Below are 17346 nucleotides of genomic sequence, written 5' to 3'. Positions count from 1 at the left end.
CGGACCACCCTACCCAAGGGGGCCCGGCGCGACCGTACGCGGCTCCGAGGGGGCGGGCGCCGGGCCGCGGAGTGGGAACCGGCCAGCTGACGCGAGCCCGTTCTCCGCACAACAAGGACAATAGTTGCCGCATGGCAAATGTGGCAGTATGACGCATCGGAGCGTCTGATCACTCCCGGGCCGAAGGCTCACCGGTCCCTGAGGGGCACCCGGTGGGCGGGACCGCTACTCGAGGGGCGGAGAACCATGGTGGCGAGTTCTGGCACGGGGCAGCGCACCGCGGCGCGCACGCCCAAGAGCCGTGGTGTCGGCACGGTCGCGGAGCCGGAGTTACGGCAGTTGCTGGTGGGCCTCACGGCGGTCAGGGACGGCGACTTCGGCACCCATCTGCCGACCGACCGGGACGGCCTCCTGGGCGAGATCGCCACGGTCTTCAACGGCATGGTCGACCAACTGTCGCTGTTCACCTCCGAGGTGACCCGGGTCGCCCGGGAAGTGGGCACCGAGGGCCGTCTCGGCGGCCAGGCCGCGGTGCCCGGGGTGGACGGCACCTGGAAGGACCTCACCGACTCGGTCAACGCCATGGCGGGCAATCTGACCACGCAGGTGCGCGACATCGCCCAGGTCGCCACGGCGGTGGCCAAGGGCGATCTCTCGCAGAAGATCACGGTCGTGGCCCGGGGCGAGATCCACGAGCTGAAGAACACCATCAACACGATGGTGGACGAACTGTCCTCGTTCGCGGCCGAGGTGACCCGGGTGGCCCGCGAGGTCGGCACCGAGGGCATTTTGGGCGGCCAGGCCCAGGTGCCGGGCGTCGGCGGCACCTGGCGCGACCTGACCGACTCGGTCAACTCCATGGCGGGCAACCTCACCGCCCAGGTGCGGTCGATCGCGCGCGTGGCCACCGCGGTGGCGCGGGGCGATCTCACGCGCAAGATCGACGTCGATGCGCGGGGCGAGATCCTGGAGCTGAAGACGACGATCAACACGATGGTGGACCAGCTGTCCTCGTTCGCCGCCGAGGTCACCCGCGTGGCCCGGGACGTCGGCACCGAGGGCCGTCTCGGCGGGCAGGCCGATGTCCAGGGCGTCTCGGGCACCTGGAAGGACCTCACCGAGTCGGTCAATGTGATGGGCGACAACCTCACCGCCCAGGTGCGGTCCATCGCCGAGGTCACCACCGCCGTGGCGCAGGGCGATCTGTCGCAGAAGATCCGGGTGGACGCGCGGGGCGAGATCCTGGAGCTGAAGGAGACCATCAATACGATGGTCGATCAGCTGTCCGCCTTCGCCGACGAGGTGACCCGGGTGGCCCGCGAGGTCGGTACCGAGGGCAACCTCGGCGGCCAGGCCACCGTCCGGGGCGTCTCGGGCACCTGGAAGGACCTGACCGACAACGTCAACGTCATGGCGTCCAACCTCACCAGTCAGGTGCGGTCCATCGCCCAGGTGGCGACGGCGGTGGCCCGCGGCGACCTCTCGCAGAAGATCACCGTCGAGGCCAAGGGGGAGGTGGCCGCGCTCGCCGGGGTCATCAACACCATGGTGACCACCCTGTCGGCGTTCGCGGACGAGGTGACGCGGGTGGCCCGTGAGGTCGGCACCGAGGGGATCCTCGGCGGCCAGGCGCAGGTGCCCCATGTGGCGGGCACCTGGAAGGACCTCACCGACAACGTCAACTCCATGGCGAACAACCTCACCAACCAGGTCCGCAACATCGCCCAGGTCACCACCGCGGTGGCGCAGGGCGATCTCACGCGCAAGATCGATGTGGACGCGCGGGGCGAGATCCTGGAGCTGAAGACCACGATCAACACGATGGTGGACCAGCTGTCCTCGTTCGCCGCCGAAGTCACCCGCGTGGCCCGCGAGGTGGGCAGCGAAGGGCGGCTCGGCGGCCAGGCCGAGGTCGAGGGCGTCTCCGGGACCTGGAAGCGGCTGACCGAGAACGTCAACGAGCTGGCCGGAAACCTGACCCGTCAGGTCCGGGCCATCGCCGGGGTCACCAGCGCCGTGGCCGAGGGCGATATGACGCGCTCCATCACGGTGGACGCCTCCGGCGAGGTCGCCGAACTCAAGGACAACATCAACGCCATGGTGGAGTCCCTGCGCGAGACCACCCGGACCAACCAGGAGCAGGACTGGCTCAAGACCAACCTCGCCCTCATCTCCGGGCTGATGCAGGGCCAGCGCGATCTGACGGTCGTCGCCGACCTGGTCATGGACCGGCTGACCCCGCTGGTCGGCGCCCAGTACGGTGGCTTCTACCTCGCCCACGACACCCCGGACGGGGTGGAGCTGCGGCTGCTCGGCTCGTACGGACTGCCCGTCGCGGACGCCGGGGACCGGCCGGTGCGGTTCCGGCTCGGCGAGTCGCTGGTCGGGCAGGCGGCCCGCAGCCGCCGCACCATCGCCATCGAGCAGCTTCCGCCCGGCTACGTCACCGTCTCCTCGGGACTCGGCGCGGCCGAGGCGTCCAGCCTCCTCGTCCTGCCCATCGTGGTCGAGGAGCAGATCCTCGGCGTCATCGAAGTGGCCTCGGTCAGCCGGTTCACCCAGGTCCACCGGGACTTCCTGGACCAGCTCATGGAGACCGTCGGCGTCAACGTCAACACCATCGTGGCCAACGCCAGGACCGATGAGCTGCTGGAGGAGTCCCAGCGGCTGACCGCCGAACTCCGGGCACGCTCCCAGGAGTTGCAGGTACGCCAGGACGAACTGCAGAACTCCAACGCCGAACTGGAGGACAAGGCCGCCCTGCTGGCCGCGCAGAACCGCGACATCGAGACCAAGACCCGGGAGATCGAGCAGGCGCGCCAGGAGCTGGAGGAACGGGCCCGGCAGCTCACCCTGGCCTCCAAGTACAAGTCGGAGTTCCTGGCCAATATGAGCCATGAGCTGCGCACTCCGCTCAACAGCCTGCTGATCCTCGCCCAGCTCCTGGCGCAGAACCCGGCCCGGAACCTCACCGCCAAACAGGTGGAGTACGCGGGCGTCATCCACTCGGCGGGCTCCGATCTGCTGCAGCTGATCGACGACATCCTGGATCTGTCCAAGGTCGAGGCCGGGAAGATGGACGTCGAGCCCGAGCGGGTGCCGCTGCGGCGGCTGCTCGACTACGTGGAGGCCACGTTCCGTCCGATGACGGCCCAGAAGGGCCTCGACTTCCGCATCAGCGTCTCGCCCGCCGTCCCCGCCGAACTCGTCACGGACGACTCGCGGATGCGCCAGGTGCTGCGCAATCTGCTCTCCAACGCGGTCAAGTTCACCGAAACCGGCTCCGTGGAGCTGCGCATCGCGCCCGCCGCGGAATCCGATCTGCCCCGGGAGGTGCGCGGCCAGGGGCCCGCCCTCGCGTTCCGGGTGGTGGACACCGGGATAGGCATCGCCGAGCAGCAGCTCGAAGCCATCTTCGCCGCGTTCCAGCAGGCGGACGGCACCACGAGCCGCAAGTACGGCGGCACCGGGCTCGGCCTCTCCATCAGCCGGGAGATCGCCCAGCTGCTGGGCGGGGCGGTGCACGCCGCCAGCACGCTCGGCGAGGGCAGCACCTTCACCTTCTACCTGCCCGTCGGCAGGTTCTCCCTCCCCGGCCTGGTGTCGCGGGGCGCGGACGGGCCGGAGCGCTCCCCGGCCTCGCAGGCCACCGGTGTGCGGGAGCAGCGACGGGTGCTCGTGGTCGAGGAGCGGCCGCACGGGCTGCTGTCGCTCCTGGTCGAGAGCGCCGTGGTCGAGATCGGGGCCGGTGGAGCGGCCGCCGACACGGTGCGGGTGCGGACCGTGGCCGATCCACGGGAGGCCGCGGCGGCGCTCGCCGACGAGCCGTGCCACTGCGTCGTCCTCGGCCTCGACATGCCCGACGAGGCGGCCCTGCGCTTCCTCGACGAGCTGGACCGCGTACCGGCCGCCCGGCAGGTGCCGGTCCTGGCCCACCACACCCGGCGGCCGGACCCCCGGTCGAACCGACGGGTCACCGACCGCTTCCAGGGCGAGCGGTGGGAGCTGCTGCCGAGCCTGGACGAGCTGCGCGAGCGCGTCGTCCTGTATCTGACGGCCGACCGGCCCATCGATGTCCCGCCGTTGATGCCGTCCACCCGCTCCGTGCTGGACGTCCCCGTCTCCGTGCCCGCGACCGGGGGCGCGGACGGCGACCTCGCCGGGCGGGGGGTGCTGATCGTGGACGACGACGCCCGTAATGTCTACGCGCTCACCGGCATCCTGGAGCTGTACGGCATGCGCGTCCTGCACGCCGAGAACGGGCGCATGGGGCTGGAGATGCTGTCGCGCCACTCGATGGTCGAGCTGCTGCTGATGGACATCATGATGCCCGAGATGGACGGCTACGCCGCCACCGCGGCCATCAGAGCCATGCCCGAGTACGCCGATCTGCCGATCATCGCGGTGACCGCCAAGGCCATGGCGGGCGACCGGGAACAGACGCTGGCCGCCGGGGCCAACGACTACATCACCAAGCCCCTGGACGCCGATGAGCTGGTGGCCTGCGTGCGCCGCTGGCTGAACCGGTGAGCGGGCACGAACGGCGTCTGGCCGCGCTGGCGGCCACGGTCGAGCGGCTGCGCGGCGAACTCACCACGGCACAGCAGGCCGCGGACGCGCGAGCCCTGATCGGCATCGCCACCGGCATCCTGGTCGAACGCGGCCACGGCGGCCCGACGGGGGCCGCCCGCCATCTGGAGGAGCTGGCCGAGGCCGCCGGGCTGCCGCTTCTGGAGCTGGCCGCCGACGTGGTCGACGGAGCCGCCGGGGACACGGTCGCCCGGGCCCTGTCCGGTGCGGTGCGGGGACCCGGCGGCGGACACCCCAGCCCGCCGGACGTCCTCCGGGTGCGGGCGGCGGAGGCCAGTTCGCTCACCGGCGACCCCCAGACGGTGGTGGACACGCTGATCGAGCAGGTGCTCGCCCCGCTCGGCGTGAGCGCGGTGGCGCTGTGGGCCGTGGTGTCCGGCGGCGCGCTGGCCCTCGCCGGACACGCGGGCTTTCCGCCCGGCGAGGCCGAGCGGTGGCGGTTCGTCCCGCCGGGCCTGGGGGTGCCCGCCCCCAGCGCGCCGTGACCGAACGGCGGACGCAGTGGTGCGCGGCGATGCCCGCCGACGCGGCCGCCATCGGACGGCGCCACGGCGTCGACGGCGCCCGTGCCGTACTCCCGGCCGAGCTGGGCGGCCGGGTCCTCGGCGCGCTCGAGGTGTGCTGGCCCCATTCGCGGCCCCCGCTGTCCGCCCCGGTCAGCCGCCAGTTGAACGCACTGGCCGAGCTGTGCGCCCACGCCCTGCCCGGTACGGAGGAGAGGGCGGCCGGGACCACCGAGGACCCGGCGCTCCCGGCCGGTCCCGCGCGGGATCTCGCCGATGGACTGCTCGACCCGGTGCTGATCCTGCGCCCGGTGCTCGACGACCAGGACCAGGTGACGGACTTCGCCATCGCGTACGTCAACGAGCGCTTCGCCGACCCCGCCGGGCGGCCACGCGCCATGATCACGGGAATGCGGCTGCTGACGGCGTACCCCCTCATGGCCTGCGACGGCGGTCTGTACGAGCACGTGCTGCGGGTCCACGCCACGGGCGAACCGTTCCGCGCGGAACGGCTCGCCCTGCGGGTCCTGGTCGACGATGTGTCCCTGACCGGGCTCCTCACCGTGGGCATCGGCCGCCACGAGGACGCGGTGCTGCTGAGCTGGCGGCTGGAGGACGAGGCGGCACGGATGTCCGCGCTGCTCGAACACGTCCAGCGGCTCGGCCGGATCGGCGGCTTCCAGGAGGACGCGGTCAGCGGCGAGATCCTGTGGAACAGACATCTGTTCTCGCTCTTCGGCCTCCCGCCCACCGCGTCCCCCGTGCCGGTGGAGCGGCTGCACAACCACGCGCACCCCGATGACTCCGTGGCCATCGGCCGCTTCCTGCGCACCCTGCTGCACCACCGCCACTCCGCCTCGACCGCGTTCCGGCTCCAGCCGGCCGACGGAGTCGTCCGCCATATCCGGGTCGTCGCGGAGCCGGTGACCGATCCGGCCGGGAACCTGCTCGCGGTGCGCGGGGCCTACCAGGACTTCTCCAGCCAGCACTGGACGGAGGTGGCGCTCGCGGCCACGCGGGACCGGCTCGCCGACACCGAGCAGCACGCCGAGGAACGCAACCGGCTGGCCCTCCAGTTGCAGCGGGCCATCATGCCCTCGTCCCACGCCCCGGTCGATATCGCGGGACTGCATGTGGCGGTGCGCTACCGCCCGGCCGAGGAGGGACATCTCGTGGGCGGCGACTGGTACGACGCCGTCGTCCTGCCCCACAAGAAGGTGCTGCTGGCGGTCGGCGATGTGGCCGGACACGGCATCGAGGCGGCGACGGGCATGGTGGTCCTGCGCAACGCGCTGCGCGGACTCGCCGCGACGGGAGCGGGACCGGCGCGACTGCTGGGCTGGCTGAACACGGTGACCCACCATCTCACCGAACACGTCACGGCCACCGTGGTCTGCGGCGTCTACGATCCGCAGAACCGCGTCCTGCGGTGGGCGCGGGCAGGCCATCCGCCACCGGTCCTCATCCACCAGAGCACCGCCGCCGCCCTGCCGCTGCCCGGCGGCATCCTGCTGGGCGCGGTCGCCGAGGCGGAGTACGAGGAGAGACGGCTCAGCCTGGTGCCCGGCGACCGGCTGCTGATGTACACCGACGGGCTGATCGAACGCCGGGACCGGTCCGTGGAGAAGTCGCTCGAACAGCTCCTGGCCACCGTCGGCGCCGCCACCCGGGGACTGGGCGAGCACCTCGATGTCCTGCTGACGCACGCGCGCTCCGACACCGACGACGACACCTGCCTCATCGGTATCGACGTGGGCTGAGGCGACGCCGTCGGCGCGTCCTGCAAGCCAGGCCGATGCCGATGCGTCTTCTCAGATCAGTGCATGGCCGGTCCGGGCCACACCGCGGAGGCGTCGTCGCGGCCGGGGTCCGGGAGGCGGACGGGGCGGACGGGGAGGGTGCGGGTGCGTCCTTCCGCCACCGCCGTCCAGGGGGCGGGGTGGCCCGAGTAGCACAGGGTGGTCAGGGCGAAGACGCCGTCGGCGTAGACCTCGACGTACTCGCCGACGGTGAGAACCCGCAGGGAGGTGGCGGGTTCGGTCAGGACGGTCTCGCCCAGCGGTACGCCTGCGGGGCCGGTGATCCAGAGGTTCTCGCCGTCGCAGCCGACGACCAGGGCGGGGCCGTCCTCGCCGGTGCGCAGGGTGATCTCCACGCGCCCGGAGACATCGATGTCACCGACGGCGTGCAGCGCCGGGTCCGTCGTCTCCTCCAGCAGCCAGGCGTCCAGGCCGGGCCACCACTCCAGGCGGGGTGCCGAACCTTCCTGTGTGACAAGGGACTTGGGCTGGGCCAGCATGCCGCGGCAGGGTTCGCCGGAGTTGGTGAGGCCGACCCGGCGGGGGGTGGTGTGCAGGACGACGCGGGAGCCGTCGGGGGCGGCGATGACGCGCGGGGCGTAGGAGCCGGTCGGGCCGAGCGGACCACGGCGGGTCCACGGTCCCCGCAGCCGGGGCGCGGTCCACGCCTCGAACCCGCGGGTCGCGCCGATCGAGCCGATCAGCAGCCAGCTTCCGTCGTCGAGGCGTTCGAGGACCGGGCACTCCAACTCGTCCACGTCGCCGGGTGAGATGAGCGGCGGGTGGACTGTCCAGTGCTCCAGGTCGTCCGACGTCGCCCACGCGACACAGCCGCTGACCTCGACGGGCAGCGACGCGTCGGCGGCGCAGACGACCATGACCCAGCCGTCCGACGCGTCGTCACGTACGACGAACGGGTCGCGCCATCCCATGCGTTCGCCGGTGCGGTACCAGCGGGCGTCCGCCTCGACGACCGGCCCGGTGCCGTGGCGGCGCCAGCCGGTGCCGTCGGTGCGGTCGGAGTACGCGAGACCGATGGACTGGAGCGGCCAGCCGCCTTCCGTCAGTCCGCTCACGCCCGTGTAGAACATCGCCATTCCGCCGCCGGAGCCGTGCCGGACGGGATGCATGGTCCACACCGCCTGCTGGTCGAAGCGTCCGGGCAGCCCATTGCCGAAGGCGGTGCTCTCGGGCCGCCAGCCGACCAGATCGCCGGAGGTGGCCCGGCCGTACGAGGTCTCCATCCTCAGGTGGTCGAACTCGCTTGTCCACGGGCCCTGGAGGTGCAGCACCGCGTAGGTGCCGTCGTCGTCGCGGAGCAGGGCGAAGTCGTTCACGCAGAGGCCGGGCGGGGCGTATCGCATGCGCAGTTCCTGTCGGCTCGCAGCGCTCAAACGCGTGCGCTGACCATGGAGTTCAAAGGTCTCGCTTAAGAATCGGCCCAAGTAAAACTCAACGCAAACGCTTGCGCAACAGTGAGGCCGGGCTTACGGTCTCGTCACCCCCAGATCACACCGATGTGAAACAGACGGGAGAAAAGCGCTGTGAGCGTCAGCATCACCGATGTCGCCCGCGCCGCCGGTGTCTCGGCGTCCACCGTGTCCCGCGCGCTGCGCGGCCAGCCGGGTGTCTCCGGCGAGGTCGCGGCGCAGATCACGGCAGTCGCCGCACGGCTCGGCTATACGGCGTCCCGTTCGGCGTCCAGCCTGGCCAGCGGGCGCACCTTCACCATCGGGGTGGTGGTGCCGTACGTGGGCCGCTGGTTCTTCGGCACCGTGCTGGACGCGGCCGAGCACGTGTTCAGCGCCGCCGGGTACGACGTTCTGCTGTACAACCTGGGCTCGCCGGAGACACGCAAGCGCTTCTTCACCAAGATGCCGGTCCGCAAGCGGGTTGACGCCGTGTTGTCGCTGCTCATCCCCGACGAGGAGGAGTCGGCCGCGCTGCGTCTCCTCGGGGTGCCGCTGGCCACTATGGTCGGCGGCGCCCGGCCCGGCTTCACCGTGGTCGGCATCGACGACCGGGCCGGGACGGAGAGCGCCGTCCGGCATCTGGTGAACCTCGGCCACCGCCGGATCGGCATGATCAGCGGGTCGAGCGGCCCGCAGCACTGGACCACGCCCATCACGCGCCGTCAGGCGTACCTGGACGTGCTTGCCGACGCCGGGATAGAGCACGACCCGGCGCTGGAGGCGGACGGCGACTACACCGTCGAGGGCGGCGAGCGGGCCATGACCGAACTGCTCGCCGCCTCCCGGCCGCCGACCGCCGTGTTCGCGCAGTCCGACGAGATGGCGATGGGCGCCCTGCGCGCCCTGCGGCGGCACCGGCTGACGGTGCCGGACGACGTGTCCGTCGTCGGCTTCGACGATCACGAACTCGCCGACGTGGTCGGGCTGACGACCGTGGCCCAGCCCGTCGCCGGGCAGGGCGCCGAGGCCGCCCGGCTGCTGCTGCGGCAGCTCGACGAGCCGGACGCCGGGCAGCCCGGACATGTGCGGATGCCCATCCGTCTCGTCCTGCGGGAGACCACCGCCCCGCCGCGCCCGCGCGGACCCCAGTGACCCCGGCTCCGCCGCCGGGCCCGAAGTCCCACAACCCCACGCCGGAACGCACCCGAGCACCACGGACCCTCGCACCGCACCGGAGGCACGAACCATGAGCGCGACCAACAGAAGGTACCGCCGCACCGCCTGTACGGGCGTGGCCCTCGTCCTGCCCCTCGCGGCGCTGGCCGCCTGCGGCGGCGGCAGCGGCGCCGACGCATCCGCGGAGGCGGGCAGCGGCAAGGGCACCATCAGCGTCTGGGCCCACCAGGGGCAGAAGAACGAGGACACCGCCCTGCGGAAGGCGGTGACGTCCTTCAACTCCTCCCAGCGCAAGATCAAGGTCGAGCTGAAGCTCATACCCGGCAACGACTACACCAAGACCATCACCGCCACCGACGCCTCCAAGCTTCCGGACGTGATGGAGTTCGACGGCCCGACCATGGCGAACTTCGTCTGGAACAAGAAGCTCGCCCCCATCGACTCCTACGTTTCCGCGAAGACGATGTCCAACGCCACCGACGCGGGCAAGGCACAGGGCGAGATCGGCGGCAAGCACTACGGGCTGGGCATGTACGACGCCGGGCTCGGCGTGTACGGCAACAAGAAGCTGCTGGACGCGGCCGGGGTGAAGTACCCGAAGAGCCTGTCCGACGACTGGACCGCCACCGAGTTCACGGCCGCGCTCAAGGCGCTCAAGGGCAAGGACTCCGACGGCAAGGTCGTCGACCTCCAGGAGAACAGCGGCTACGCCAACGAGTGGGGCACCTTCGGCTTCGCGCCGATCGTCTGGTCGGCGGGCGGCTCCCTGCTGAAGGACGGCAAGGCGGAGGGCGCCCTGGACACGCCCGCCGCGGTGTCGGCGATGAAGACCCTCCAGTCCTGGAAGCCGTACACCGACCCCAACACCGACGGCAACGCCTTCGCCAAGGGCCGCGTCGCGCTGAGCTGGGTCGGCCACTGGATGTACCCCGCCTACAGCAAGGCCCTCGGCAGCGACCTCGTCGTGCTGCCGCTGCCCGACTTCGGTAACGGCCCCAAGACCGGCCAGGGCTCGTGGGCCTGGGGCATCGGCGCGAACTCCAAGAACGCCAAGGCGGCCGGGGCCTTCCTCGACACCCTGCTGAACGACACCAACGTCACCGCGATGACGAAGGCCAACGGCGCCCCGCCCGCCACCAAGTCCGCGCTGGCCAAGAGCGAGCTGTACCAGCGGGGCGGCCCGCTCCAGCTCTTCGCCGACCAGCTCGCCAAGCCCTGCGGCGACAGCGACGCCACCACGTCCTGCGTCGCCGTGACCCGCCCGGTCACCGCCGGATACCCCACGGTCACCGCCAAGTTCAGCGACGCCCTGAACTCGATATACGGCGGCGCCGACCCGAAGAGCGCCCTGGAGAAGGCCGCCCGCGCCATCGACCGGGACTTCTCCGACAACGCCGGTTACAAGATCCCGTAATCCCGCAATCCCGTAGGACGCTTCGGCCGGGACGGGACCGCTCATGACGCGCAGGACGCGTACGGCGGCACGCCCGTCCCGGCCGGGAACAGGACACCCCCTGTGAAGACCGTGGAACCCGCGCCCGACGCGCCCGCCGCGCCATCGAGGAGGGAGCAAGGCCCGCCCATGAACTCCGTGAAGCGCTCGCGGCCGGTGCGCGAGAACCGGGACTGGGCGCACGGACTGCTCATGTCCACGCCCGCCGTCGCCGGACTCATCGCCTTCGTCGGCGTCCCGTTCGGCTACGCCGTCGTCCTCTCCTTCTACAACGTGCGCCTCGGCTCCCCGATGGAGCCCACCTTCTTCGGGATCGAGCAGTACCGGCGTCTGTTCACCGACCCGGACCTGTCCGGCCCGTTCCTGCGGGCCCTGCTCAACAACCTCACCTTCGCCGGGGTCGTCGTACCGCTCCAGACGGGTCTGGCGCTGGCCCTGGCCATCCTGCTCAACCGCAAGCTGAAGGCGATCGGTCTGTTCCGATCGCTGTTCTTCATGCCGGTCGTCTTCCCCATGACCCTGGTCGCCGTGATCTGGCGGCTCATCCTCGCCCGCAGCGACCAGGGCCTGCTCAACTCCGCGCTGCACACGGTGAGCTTCGGCAACTGGGGCGCCTTCGACTGGCTCGGCGACACCGCCACCGCGATGGCCTCGATCATCGTGCTGTCGGTGTGGCAGGGCGTCGGCTTCCAGATGGTCATCCTGCTCGCCGGGCTCCAGCAGATCCCCGGCGAGCTGTACGAGGCCGCCGAACTCGACCGGGCCACCCGGTGGCAGCAGTTCCGCCATGTCACCCTGCCCGGCATCCGCGGCACCCTGGTCTTCGTCGCCATGCTGACCTCCGTGCTGTCCTTCCGGGTCTTCGACCAGGTCTACGTCCTCATCCATGGCGGAGGCCTCGACGAGGACGCCACCCGCACGGTCATGTACCAGGCCGTCACCACCGCCTTCGACCAGAACAACATCGGCCAGGCGTCCGCGATCACCGTCGTCTTCTTCCTGATCGTCGTCGCCCTGACCCTCATCCAGCGCCGCGTCGTCCGGCCCGACAACGAGGACTGACCCACGATGGCCACGACCCGCGCGCCCCTGCGCCGTTTCGCCGACTACGCCGTCCTCAGCGTCCTGGCGTTCCTCTTCGTGCTGCCCGTCCTGTACCTGCTCCTGGGCAGCCTCAAGCCCTCGGACGAGGTGCTGAACGGCCTGAACGGCTTCCTCCCCACCCATCTGTCCTTCGACAACTACGCGACCGTCCTGGACGCCCTCAACTCCGACAGCACCGGCTACTTCTGGCGCTTCATGGGCATCTCGCTGCTCGTCGCGTTCGTGGTGGTGACCGGCGGTCTCTTCGTCAACTCGATGGCCGCGTACGGCATGTCACGGCTGAAGTGGCGCGGCCGGGAGGCCGTCTTCACGCTCGTGCTGCTGCTGATGCTCGTCCCGTTCGAGTCGGTGGCCGTGCCGCTCTTCTACATGTTCAACGACCAGCGCGACACCATCGCCATCCAGGCGGTCCCGTTCATCGCCAACGCCTTCTCGATCTACCAGTTCCACACGTTCTTCCGCTCGATCCCGCCGAGCATCGAGGAGGCGGCCCGGCTGGACGGCGCGGGCCCCTGGCGCACGTTCTTCGCGATCATCGTGCCGATGTCGAAGCCGGTGTTCGCCTCGGTCGCGATCCTCACCTTCCTCACCCAGTGGGGCTCCTTCCTGTGGCCGGTCCTGATGGTCTCCGACCCCTCCGTCCGCCCCCTCCCCCTGGAAATGAGCGTCTTCCAAGGCCAGCAACCCCCGGACTGGGGCCAGATCCTCGCCTTCGGTGTCCTCCTCGTCCTGCCCGTCCTGATCGTCTTCGCCTTTTTCCAGCGCTGGTTCGTCCAAGGCGTCGCCAGCTCCGCCGTCAAGGGCTGATCACTGAGAAGCACGTACCCTCGGTTCCGTGCCCCGCCACCCGAAGAAGCCCCGCCGTTTGGTTGCCGACGGGCGCGCGTACCTGTGGACGCTCCGCCACAGCCACCGCGTGCTGGACGGCGGCCGGGCCGCGGACTGCCGCGAGATCCTCACGCTGTACCCGCAACCGGCCGGCACCGGCGGCCCGCTGCGCATCGTCTTCGCCGAGGGGCCGGGCCGGTACGTCCCGGGCGGGTTCCCGCTGGGCTCCGGGGACGTGGGATATGTCCGGGGCGGCTCCCTGAACCTGCACGAACCGGGCGCCGTCCGGGCCCTGCTCGACGCGGCGTCAGCCCGCGGGTGGCAGCCGGGGGACCGGCGAGCGGCGGAGGTGGGCGGCTGGCCCCTGCTGGAGGCGGCGGCCGCAGCGCGAGGTTGAGGCAGCGGTCGGGCCGAAGAGGCTGCCGCGGGACGCGGCGGACCCGGCGGACGCGAGGGTCAGCCGACAGCGGTCGCCGGGTTCTCCAGGACCGCGCTCACGACGACGCCGAAGAGGTGATCGGCGCGTGGCGTGAGCGCGGGCTGATCGCCGAGCCAGGCGAGCATGGCCACCAGCGCGAACACATCGTCGCCATCGATGTCGCTCCGCGCCACGCCCGCGGCCTGGGCGCGGGTGAGGAGCCGCGCACCGGCCGCGCGCAGGGTGACGCACGAGGCGTGGAGTGCGGACTCGGGGTCCTCGATGGCGGCTGCCATCAGCACGGTCACGCCCCGGTACTCGGTCGTCCACGCGACACAGTCGCGCAGCCACGACACGAGAGCGTCTTCAGGCGAGCTGGACGTCTCCAGCCTGCCCGCCTTCGCCGTCAGGTCGTCGAAGCTCGTGCGGAGCAGGGCGTCGAGCAACGCCTCGCGCGTCGGGAAGTGCCGCAGCAGCGTCGCGAGCCCGACATCGGCCCGGCGCGCGATGTCGCGCAGCGACACGTCGGCGCCCTGCTCGGTGATGGCGGTGCCCGCAACGGCGAGCAGGTGGTCGCGGTTCTTCCTGGCGTCGGCCCGCATCTGTCCCTCTTGACTATCCGGATCAGTGGTCCATATATTCGGATCAGTGATCCGTTTATGTGGATCGCTGATCCGAATCAGCGTATCCCGCAGCACGAGCAGGAGAAGAACGATGCCGACCCACACGATGAGGGCGATCCGGCTGCATGAGCACGGCGGCCCCGAGGTGCTGCGCTATGACGAGGTGCCGATGCCCGAGCCGGGGCCGGGTGAGGTGCTCGTCCGCGTCCACGCGGTCGGCGTCAACCCTCCGGACTGGTACCTGCGCGACGGGATGTCCAACCTGCCACCGGAGACGAGGCCGAGGTTCAGCCTCCCCGTGATCCCGGGGACGGACCTGTCAGGCGTCGTCGAGGCCGTCGCCGCGGATGTGGACAGCCTCTCCGTCGGTGATGAGGTCTTCGGTCTCCTCCGCTTCCCGAGCTTCGACGGCAGCACCTATGCCGAGTACGTGGCCGCGCCCGCGTCGGACCTCGCACGCAAACCGGTCGGCATCGATCACGTACACGCCGCTGGTGCGCCGATGGCCGGGCTCACCGCGTGGCAGTTCCTGATCGAGCTGGGACACGATCACCCGTCGCCCTTCCAGGCGGCGAGGCATCGTCCGGTGCCACTTGACGCCGACACGACGGTGCTCATCAACGGCGCCGCGGGCGGCGTGGGGCACTTCGCGCTGCAGCTGGCGAAGTGGAAGGGCGCACGCGTCATCGCGGTGGCATCGGGCGCGCACGAAACGTTCCTGACCCAGCTCGGCGCCGACGAGTTCATCGACTACACCAAGGGCCGTCCAGAGGAACTCGTGCACGACGTCGACCTCGTTCTCGACACCGTCGGCGGCCCCGACAGCAAGCGTTTCCTGCGTACGCTCAAGCGCGGCGGCTCCCAGTTCCCCGTGTTCTTCGGCGAGTTCGACCACGAGGAGACCACGAAGCGGGGCGTCACCGTCACGGGCACCCAGGTCCGCTCGAACGGCGCGCAACTCGCCGAACTGGGACGCCTGCTCGACGCGGGCACGGTACGCGTCGCGATCGACAGCACGTTCCCGCTCGCGGATGCCCGGGCAGCGCACGAGCGGGCCGCCCGGGGGCACATCCAGGGCAAGATCGTGCTCACGGTCGCTTAGGGGCCGGGCCGCCCGCCCGGGACGTCAGGGGTGGGGGACCGGGGCGTAGACGCGCCGGAAGTGGCGTCTGGGGGAGATGCGCGTCGTGGGGGTGGTCCGGGCGCCGACGCGCTTCAGGATGCTGTCGCGGGCGGCCTTCAGGTCGGGGAGCAGACCGTCGAGGGACCGCAGATCGGCGAGGGCAGCGACCAGCAGATCGGCGGTGTGGCCCGCCCCGCAGCGTCGGCCCGCGAGCACCGCGCCGACGATGGAGTCCCGTTGCAGGGACAGCCAGCGCGCGGCCGACTCCTCGTTCTCGAAGACGGGGGACGGGCAGCCGGACTTCGACGACGACGGCGGGCGGGTGTTGCCGGGCCGCTGGCCAGGGGTGATCTGCTCGCACGCCCGGCCGTACCAGCGCAGCAGTTCGCGGAGCGCGGCGGTGCGGTCAGCCGGTGCCTCCTCCGCTTCGGCCACCTCCCGGGCCAGCGCCCGCACCAGGTCGTTGAGGTAGTAGCGGCCGGGGTTCGGGGAGGTCAGCAGCCGGGCGTCGACCAGCAGTTCCAGAGTGTCCTGAGCCTGGTGGACCGGGCAGTTCAGCATGGCCGCCACCGACTCGGGCGTGACCTCGGCCGCGCCCAGGACACCCAGGGCGCGGAAGGCCGCGTCGGGGGCCGGGGCCGCCGGATGGCAGACGTGGGAGGAGCGGGTGCGCAGGGCCGCGTACTCGGTGCGCAGACCGGCGCGTACGGAGAGATCGCCCACGCGCAGCTCGTCCAGTAATCGGCCGGACGAGGTGAGCCGTTCGGCCAGGTCGTCCAGGGACCACTGCTCCCGCGCCAGACAGCGCGCCCCGGCGATACGGATCGCCAGCGGCAGCCCGGCGCAGACGGAGGTGATGCGCTGGGCGGCGAGCGGTTCCTCCCGCACCCGGTGGTGGCCGACGATGCCGCCCAGCAGTTCCACCGAGGCGTCCTCGGGGAGCGGGCTCACCGTCACGGTGTACGCCCCCTCCAGATCCGCGAGATGGTTGCGGCTGGTGATGATCAGCCGACTGCCGCCCCGTCCCGGGATGAGGTGGCGGACCTGGGCGGCGTCCCGGGCGTCGTCGAGGACGACGAGCATCTCGCGGTCGGCGATCAACGACCGGTACAGACAGGCCCGTTCGTCCAGACCGGACGGCACGGCCGACTGAGGCAGCCCCAGATCCGTGAGGAACCGGGCGAGCACGTCAGCGGGCGAGGCCGGAGGGCCCGCGGCGTCCCGCAGGCAGGCGTACAGCTCACCGTCCTTGAACGTGTCCCGCAGGCCATGGGCCAGATGCAACGACAGCGCGCTCTTGCCCACACCGGGCCCGCCGGTGAGCGCCACGATCACGGCGCTCCCGGGGTCCCGTGGCGGGGAGCACAGCACGGAACGGAGCGCCGCAACCTCATCGGCCCGCCCGACGAGGGCCGTGGGCGCGACGGGCAGCTGCGCGGGCCGTGGCCGGTCCCGGGACGGCCGGAACCCACTGGCGCGCCGGTCGGCGGACGGCTGCGGCTCGTCGTCCCGCAGCACCCGCTGCTGCATGAGCCGCAGCTCGGGCCCGGGTTCGGTGCCCAGCTGGTCGACCAGCAGCACACGGGTGCGCTGGAACACCTGGAGCGCCTCGGCCTGCTGCCCCGAGCGGGACAACGCCAGCATCAGCCGGGCCGCCATCGGCTCGTCCAGCGGGTTCTGCATCACCAGCCGCCACAACTCGGGAAGCATTCCGTTGTGCCGTCCGAGTTCCAGCTGGACATCGATCCACTGGGCGACGGTCTGCCTGCGCAGCTCCTGAAGATGCCGCGCCTCGACGTCGCACAGGGTGGCGGAGGGGATGTCCAGCAGCGGTTCGTCCCGCCACAGCGACAGCGCCCGGTTCAGCTCATCGGCCCCGGTGGCCAGGTCGCCGGAGGCGATGGCGGCCTCGCCCGCGCGGCGGTGCGCGGTGAACCGGCCGAGGTCGCTTTCGTGCTCGTCCAGTTCGATGAGGTATCCCGGAGAACGCGTGACAATCCTCCGGCCCACGTCGTCGCCGAGTACGTTTCTCAGCCGCATCACATAGGTGCGCAGGGTGGCCGAGGCGCTGGAGGGCGGAACTCCGTCCCAGAGAAAGTGTGAGAGCCGGTCGATGGAAACGACATGGTTGGCATTCAGGAGCAACGCGGCAAGGAGGATACGTTGCCGGGACGCGGGAACGGTCAACTGCCGGGCCTCACAGGTGATGGTGAGAGGACCGAGAAGGGCGAAGTCCACAACTATCCATTCCGAGGTCGGGTAGTGCGGAGTCCTGGACCTGCCGCCTGACGACGCTCATAACGATGTTGGCGTCAAA

Annotated in this window: 12 protein-coding genes; 9 read left to right on the top strand and 3 right to left on the bottom strand. The window is 71.1% G+C overall.

The window, feature by feature from the left end; genetic code table 11:
- Positions 1 to 246: 246 nt before the first annotated feature.
- From ACFV9T_RS03385 to ACFV9T_RS03375, 3 genes are read left to right on the top strand one after another with little or no spacing between them, the layout of a single operon-like run.
- Positions 247 to 4530 (top strand): HAMP domain-containing protein, encoded by a 4284-nt coding sequence (locus ACFV9T_RS03385; RefSeq protein ID WP_385436397.1) that lies wholly within the window; start codon positions 247 to 249, stop codon positions 4528 to 4530.
- The gene (locus ACFV9T_RS03380; protein WP_385436396.1) at positions 4527 to 5075 is read left to right on the top strand and encodes an ANTAR domain-containing protein; all 549 of its coding nucleotides are present in this window, start codon (positions 4527 to 4529) and stop codon (positions 5073 to 5075) included. The genes ACFV9T_RS03385 and ACFV9T_RS03380 overlap by 4 nt, the downstream gene beginning before the upstream one ends.
- Complete coding sequence (locus ACFV9T_RS03375; protein WP_385436395.1) at positions 5072 to 6853, top strand: PP2C family protein-serine/threonine phosphatase; 1782 nt, start codon at positions 5072 to 5074, stop codon at positions 6851 to 6853. The genes ACFV9T_RS03380 and ACFV9T_RS03375 overlap by 4 nt, the downstream gene beginning before the upstream one ends.
- 56 nt (positions 6854 to 6909) lie before the next feature.
- On the opposite strand, the gene ACFV9T_RS03370 is transcribed toward ACFV9T_RS03375, so the two are convergent.
- Positions 6910 to 8256, bottom strand: a complete 1347-nt coding sequence (locus ACFV9T_RS03370; protein WP_385436394.1) for a mucin-1 — start codon at positions 8254 to 8256, stop codon at positions 6910 to 6912.
- 180 nt (positions 8257 to 8436) lie between these two features.
- Here ACFV9T_RS03370 and ACFV9T_RS03365 point away from each other — a divergent pair, with 180 nt between their 5' ends.
- From ACFV9T_RS03365 to ACFV9T_RS03345, 5 genes are all read left to right on the top strand, one after another.
- On the top strand, positions 8437 to 9456 hold the full coding sequence (locus ACFV9T_RS03365; protein WP_385436393.1) for a LacI family DNA-binding transcriptional regulator: 1020 nt from the start codon (positions 8437 to 8439) through the stop codon (positions 9454 to 9456).
- Positions 9457 to 9550: 94 nt separating this feature from the next.
- Positions 9551 to 10894 carry an ABC transporter substrate-binding protein gene (locus ACFV9T_RS03360; RefSeq protein WP_385436392.1) on the top strand — a complete coding sequence of 448 codons (1344 nt, stop codon included), beginning with the start codon at positions 9551 to 9553 and terminating at the stop codon, positions 10892 to 10894.
- A 168-nt stretch (positions 10895 to 11062) separates the two neighbouring features.
- A complete protein-coding gene (locus tag ACFV9T_RS03355; RefSeq protein ID WP_385436391.1) occupies positions 11063 to 11995 on the top strand; it encodes a carbohydrate ABC transporter permease in 933 nt (310 codons plus the stop codon).
- A gap of 6 nt (positions 11996 to 12001) precedes the next feature.
- On the top strand, positions 12002 to 12844 hold the full coding sequence (locus tag ACFV9T_RS03350; RefSeq protein ID WP_385436390.1) for a carbohydrate ABC transporter permease: 843 nt from the start codon (positions 12002 to 12004) through the stop codon (positions 12842 to 12844).
- A gap of 28 nt (positions 12845 to 12872) precedes the next feature.
- Positions 12873 to 13262: a hypothetical protein gene (locus ACFV9T_RS03345; RefSeq protein ID WP_385436389.1), complete on the top strand. Its 390-nt coding sequence runs from the start codon at positions 12873 to 12875 to the stop codon at positions 13260 to 13262.
- Positions 13263 to 13321: 59 nt separating this feature from the next.
- On the opposite strand, the gene ACFV9T_RS03340 is transcribed toward ACFV9T_RS03345, so the two are convergent.
- Positions 13322 to 13885, bottom strand: a complete 564-nt coding sequence (locus tag ACFV9T_RS03340; RefSeq protein ID WP_385436388.1) for a TetR/AcrR family transcriptional regulator — start codon at positions 13883 to 13885, stop codon at positions 13322 to 13324.
- A gap of 112 nt (positions 13886 to 13997) precedes the next feature.
- Between ACFV9T_RS03340 and ACFV9T_RS03335 the strand changes: the two genes are divergently transcribed.
- Positions 13998 to 15008, top strand: coding sequence for an NADP-dependent oxidoreductase (locus ACFV9T_RS03335; RefSeq protein WP_385436387.1), 1011 nt, complete (start codon positions 13998 to 14000; stop codon positions 15006 to 15008).
- Between the two features lie 24 nt (positions 15009 to 15032).
- On the opposite strand, the gene ACFV9T_RS03330 is transcribed toward ACFV9T_RS03335, so the two are convergent.
- Complete coding sequence (locus tag ACFV9T_RS03330; protein ID WP_385436386.1) at positions 15033 to 17267, bottom strand: BTAD domain-containing putative transcriptional regulator; 2235 nt, start codon at positions 17265 to 17267, stop codon at positions 15033 to 15035.
- Positions 17268 to 17346 lie beyond the last annotated feature (79 nt).

Origin of the sequence: Streptomyces sp. NPDC059850 (assembly GCF_042731515.1) — a bacterium.
Lineage (GTDB): Bacteria > Actinomycetota > Actinomycetes > Streptomycetales > Streptomycetaceae > Streptomyces.
The sequence above is the reverse complement of the archived record's forward strand: the minus strand, read 5'-3'. Positions and strand labels throughout refer to the sequence as shown.

Excerpts from the sequence above, each read along its gene's own strand:
- ACFV9T_RS03340 (WP_385436388.1), bottom strand. The coding sequence starts at position 13,885 with ATGCGGGCCGACGCCAGGAAGAACCGCGACCACCTGCTCGCCGTTGCG.
- ACFV9T_RS03355 (WP_385436391.1), top strand. The coding sequence starts at position 11,063 with ATGAACTCCGTGAAGCGCTCGCGGCCGGTGCGCGAGAACCGGGACTGG.
- ACFV9T_RS03385 (WP_385436397.1), top strand. The coding sequence starts at position 247 with ATGGTGGCGAGTTCTGGCACGGGGCAGCGCACCGCGGCGCGCACGCCC.
- ACFV9T_RS03335 (WP_385436387.1), top strand. The coding sequence starts at position 13,998 with ATGCCGACCCACACGATGAGGGCGATCCGGCTGCATGAGCACGGCGGC.
- ACFV9T_RS03360 (WP_385436392.1), top strand. The coding sequence starts at position 9,551 with ATGAGCGCGACCAACAGAAGGTACCGCCGCACCGCCTGTACGGGCGTG.
- ACFV9T_RS03370 (WP_385436394.1), bottom strand. The coding sequence starts at position 8,256 with ATGCGATACGCCCCGCCCGGCCTCTGCGTGAACGACTTCGCCCTGCTC.
- ACFV9T_RS03350 (WP_385436390.1), top strand. The coding sequence starts at position 12,002 with ATGGCCACGACCCGCGCGCCCCTGCGCCGTTTCGCCGACTACGCCGTC.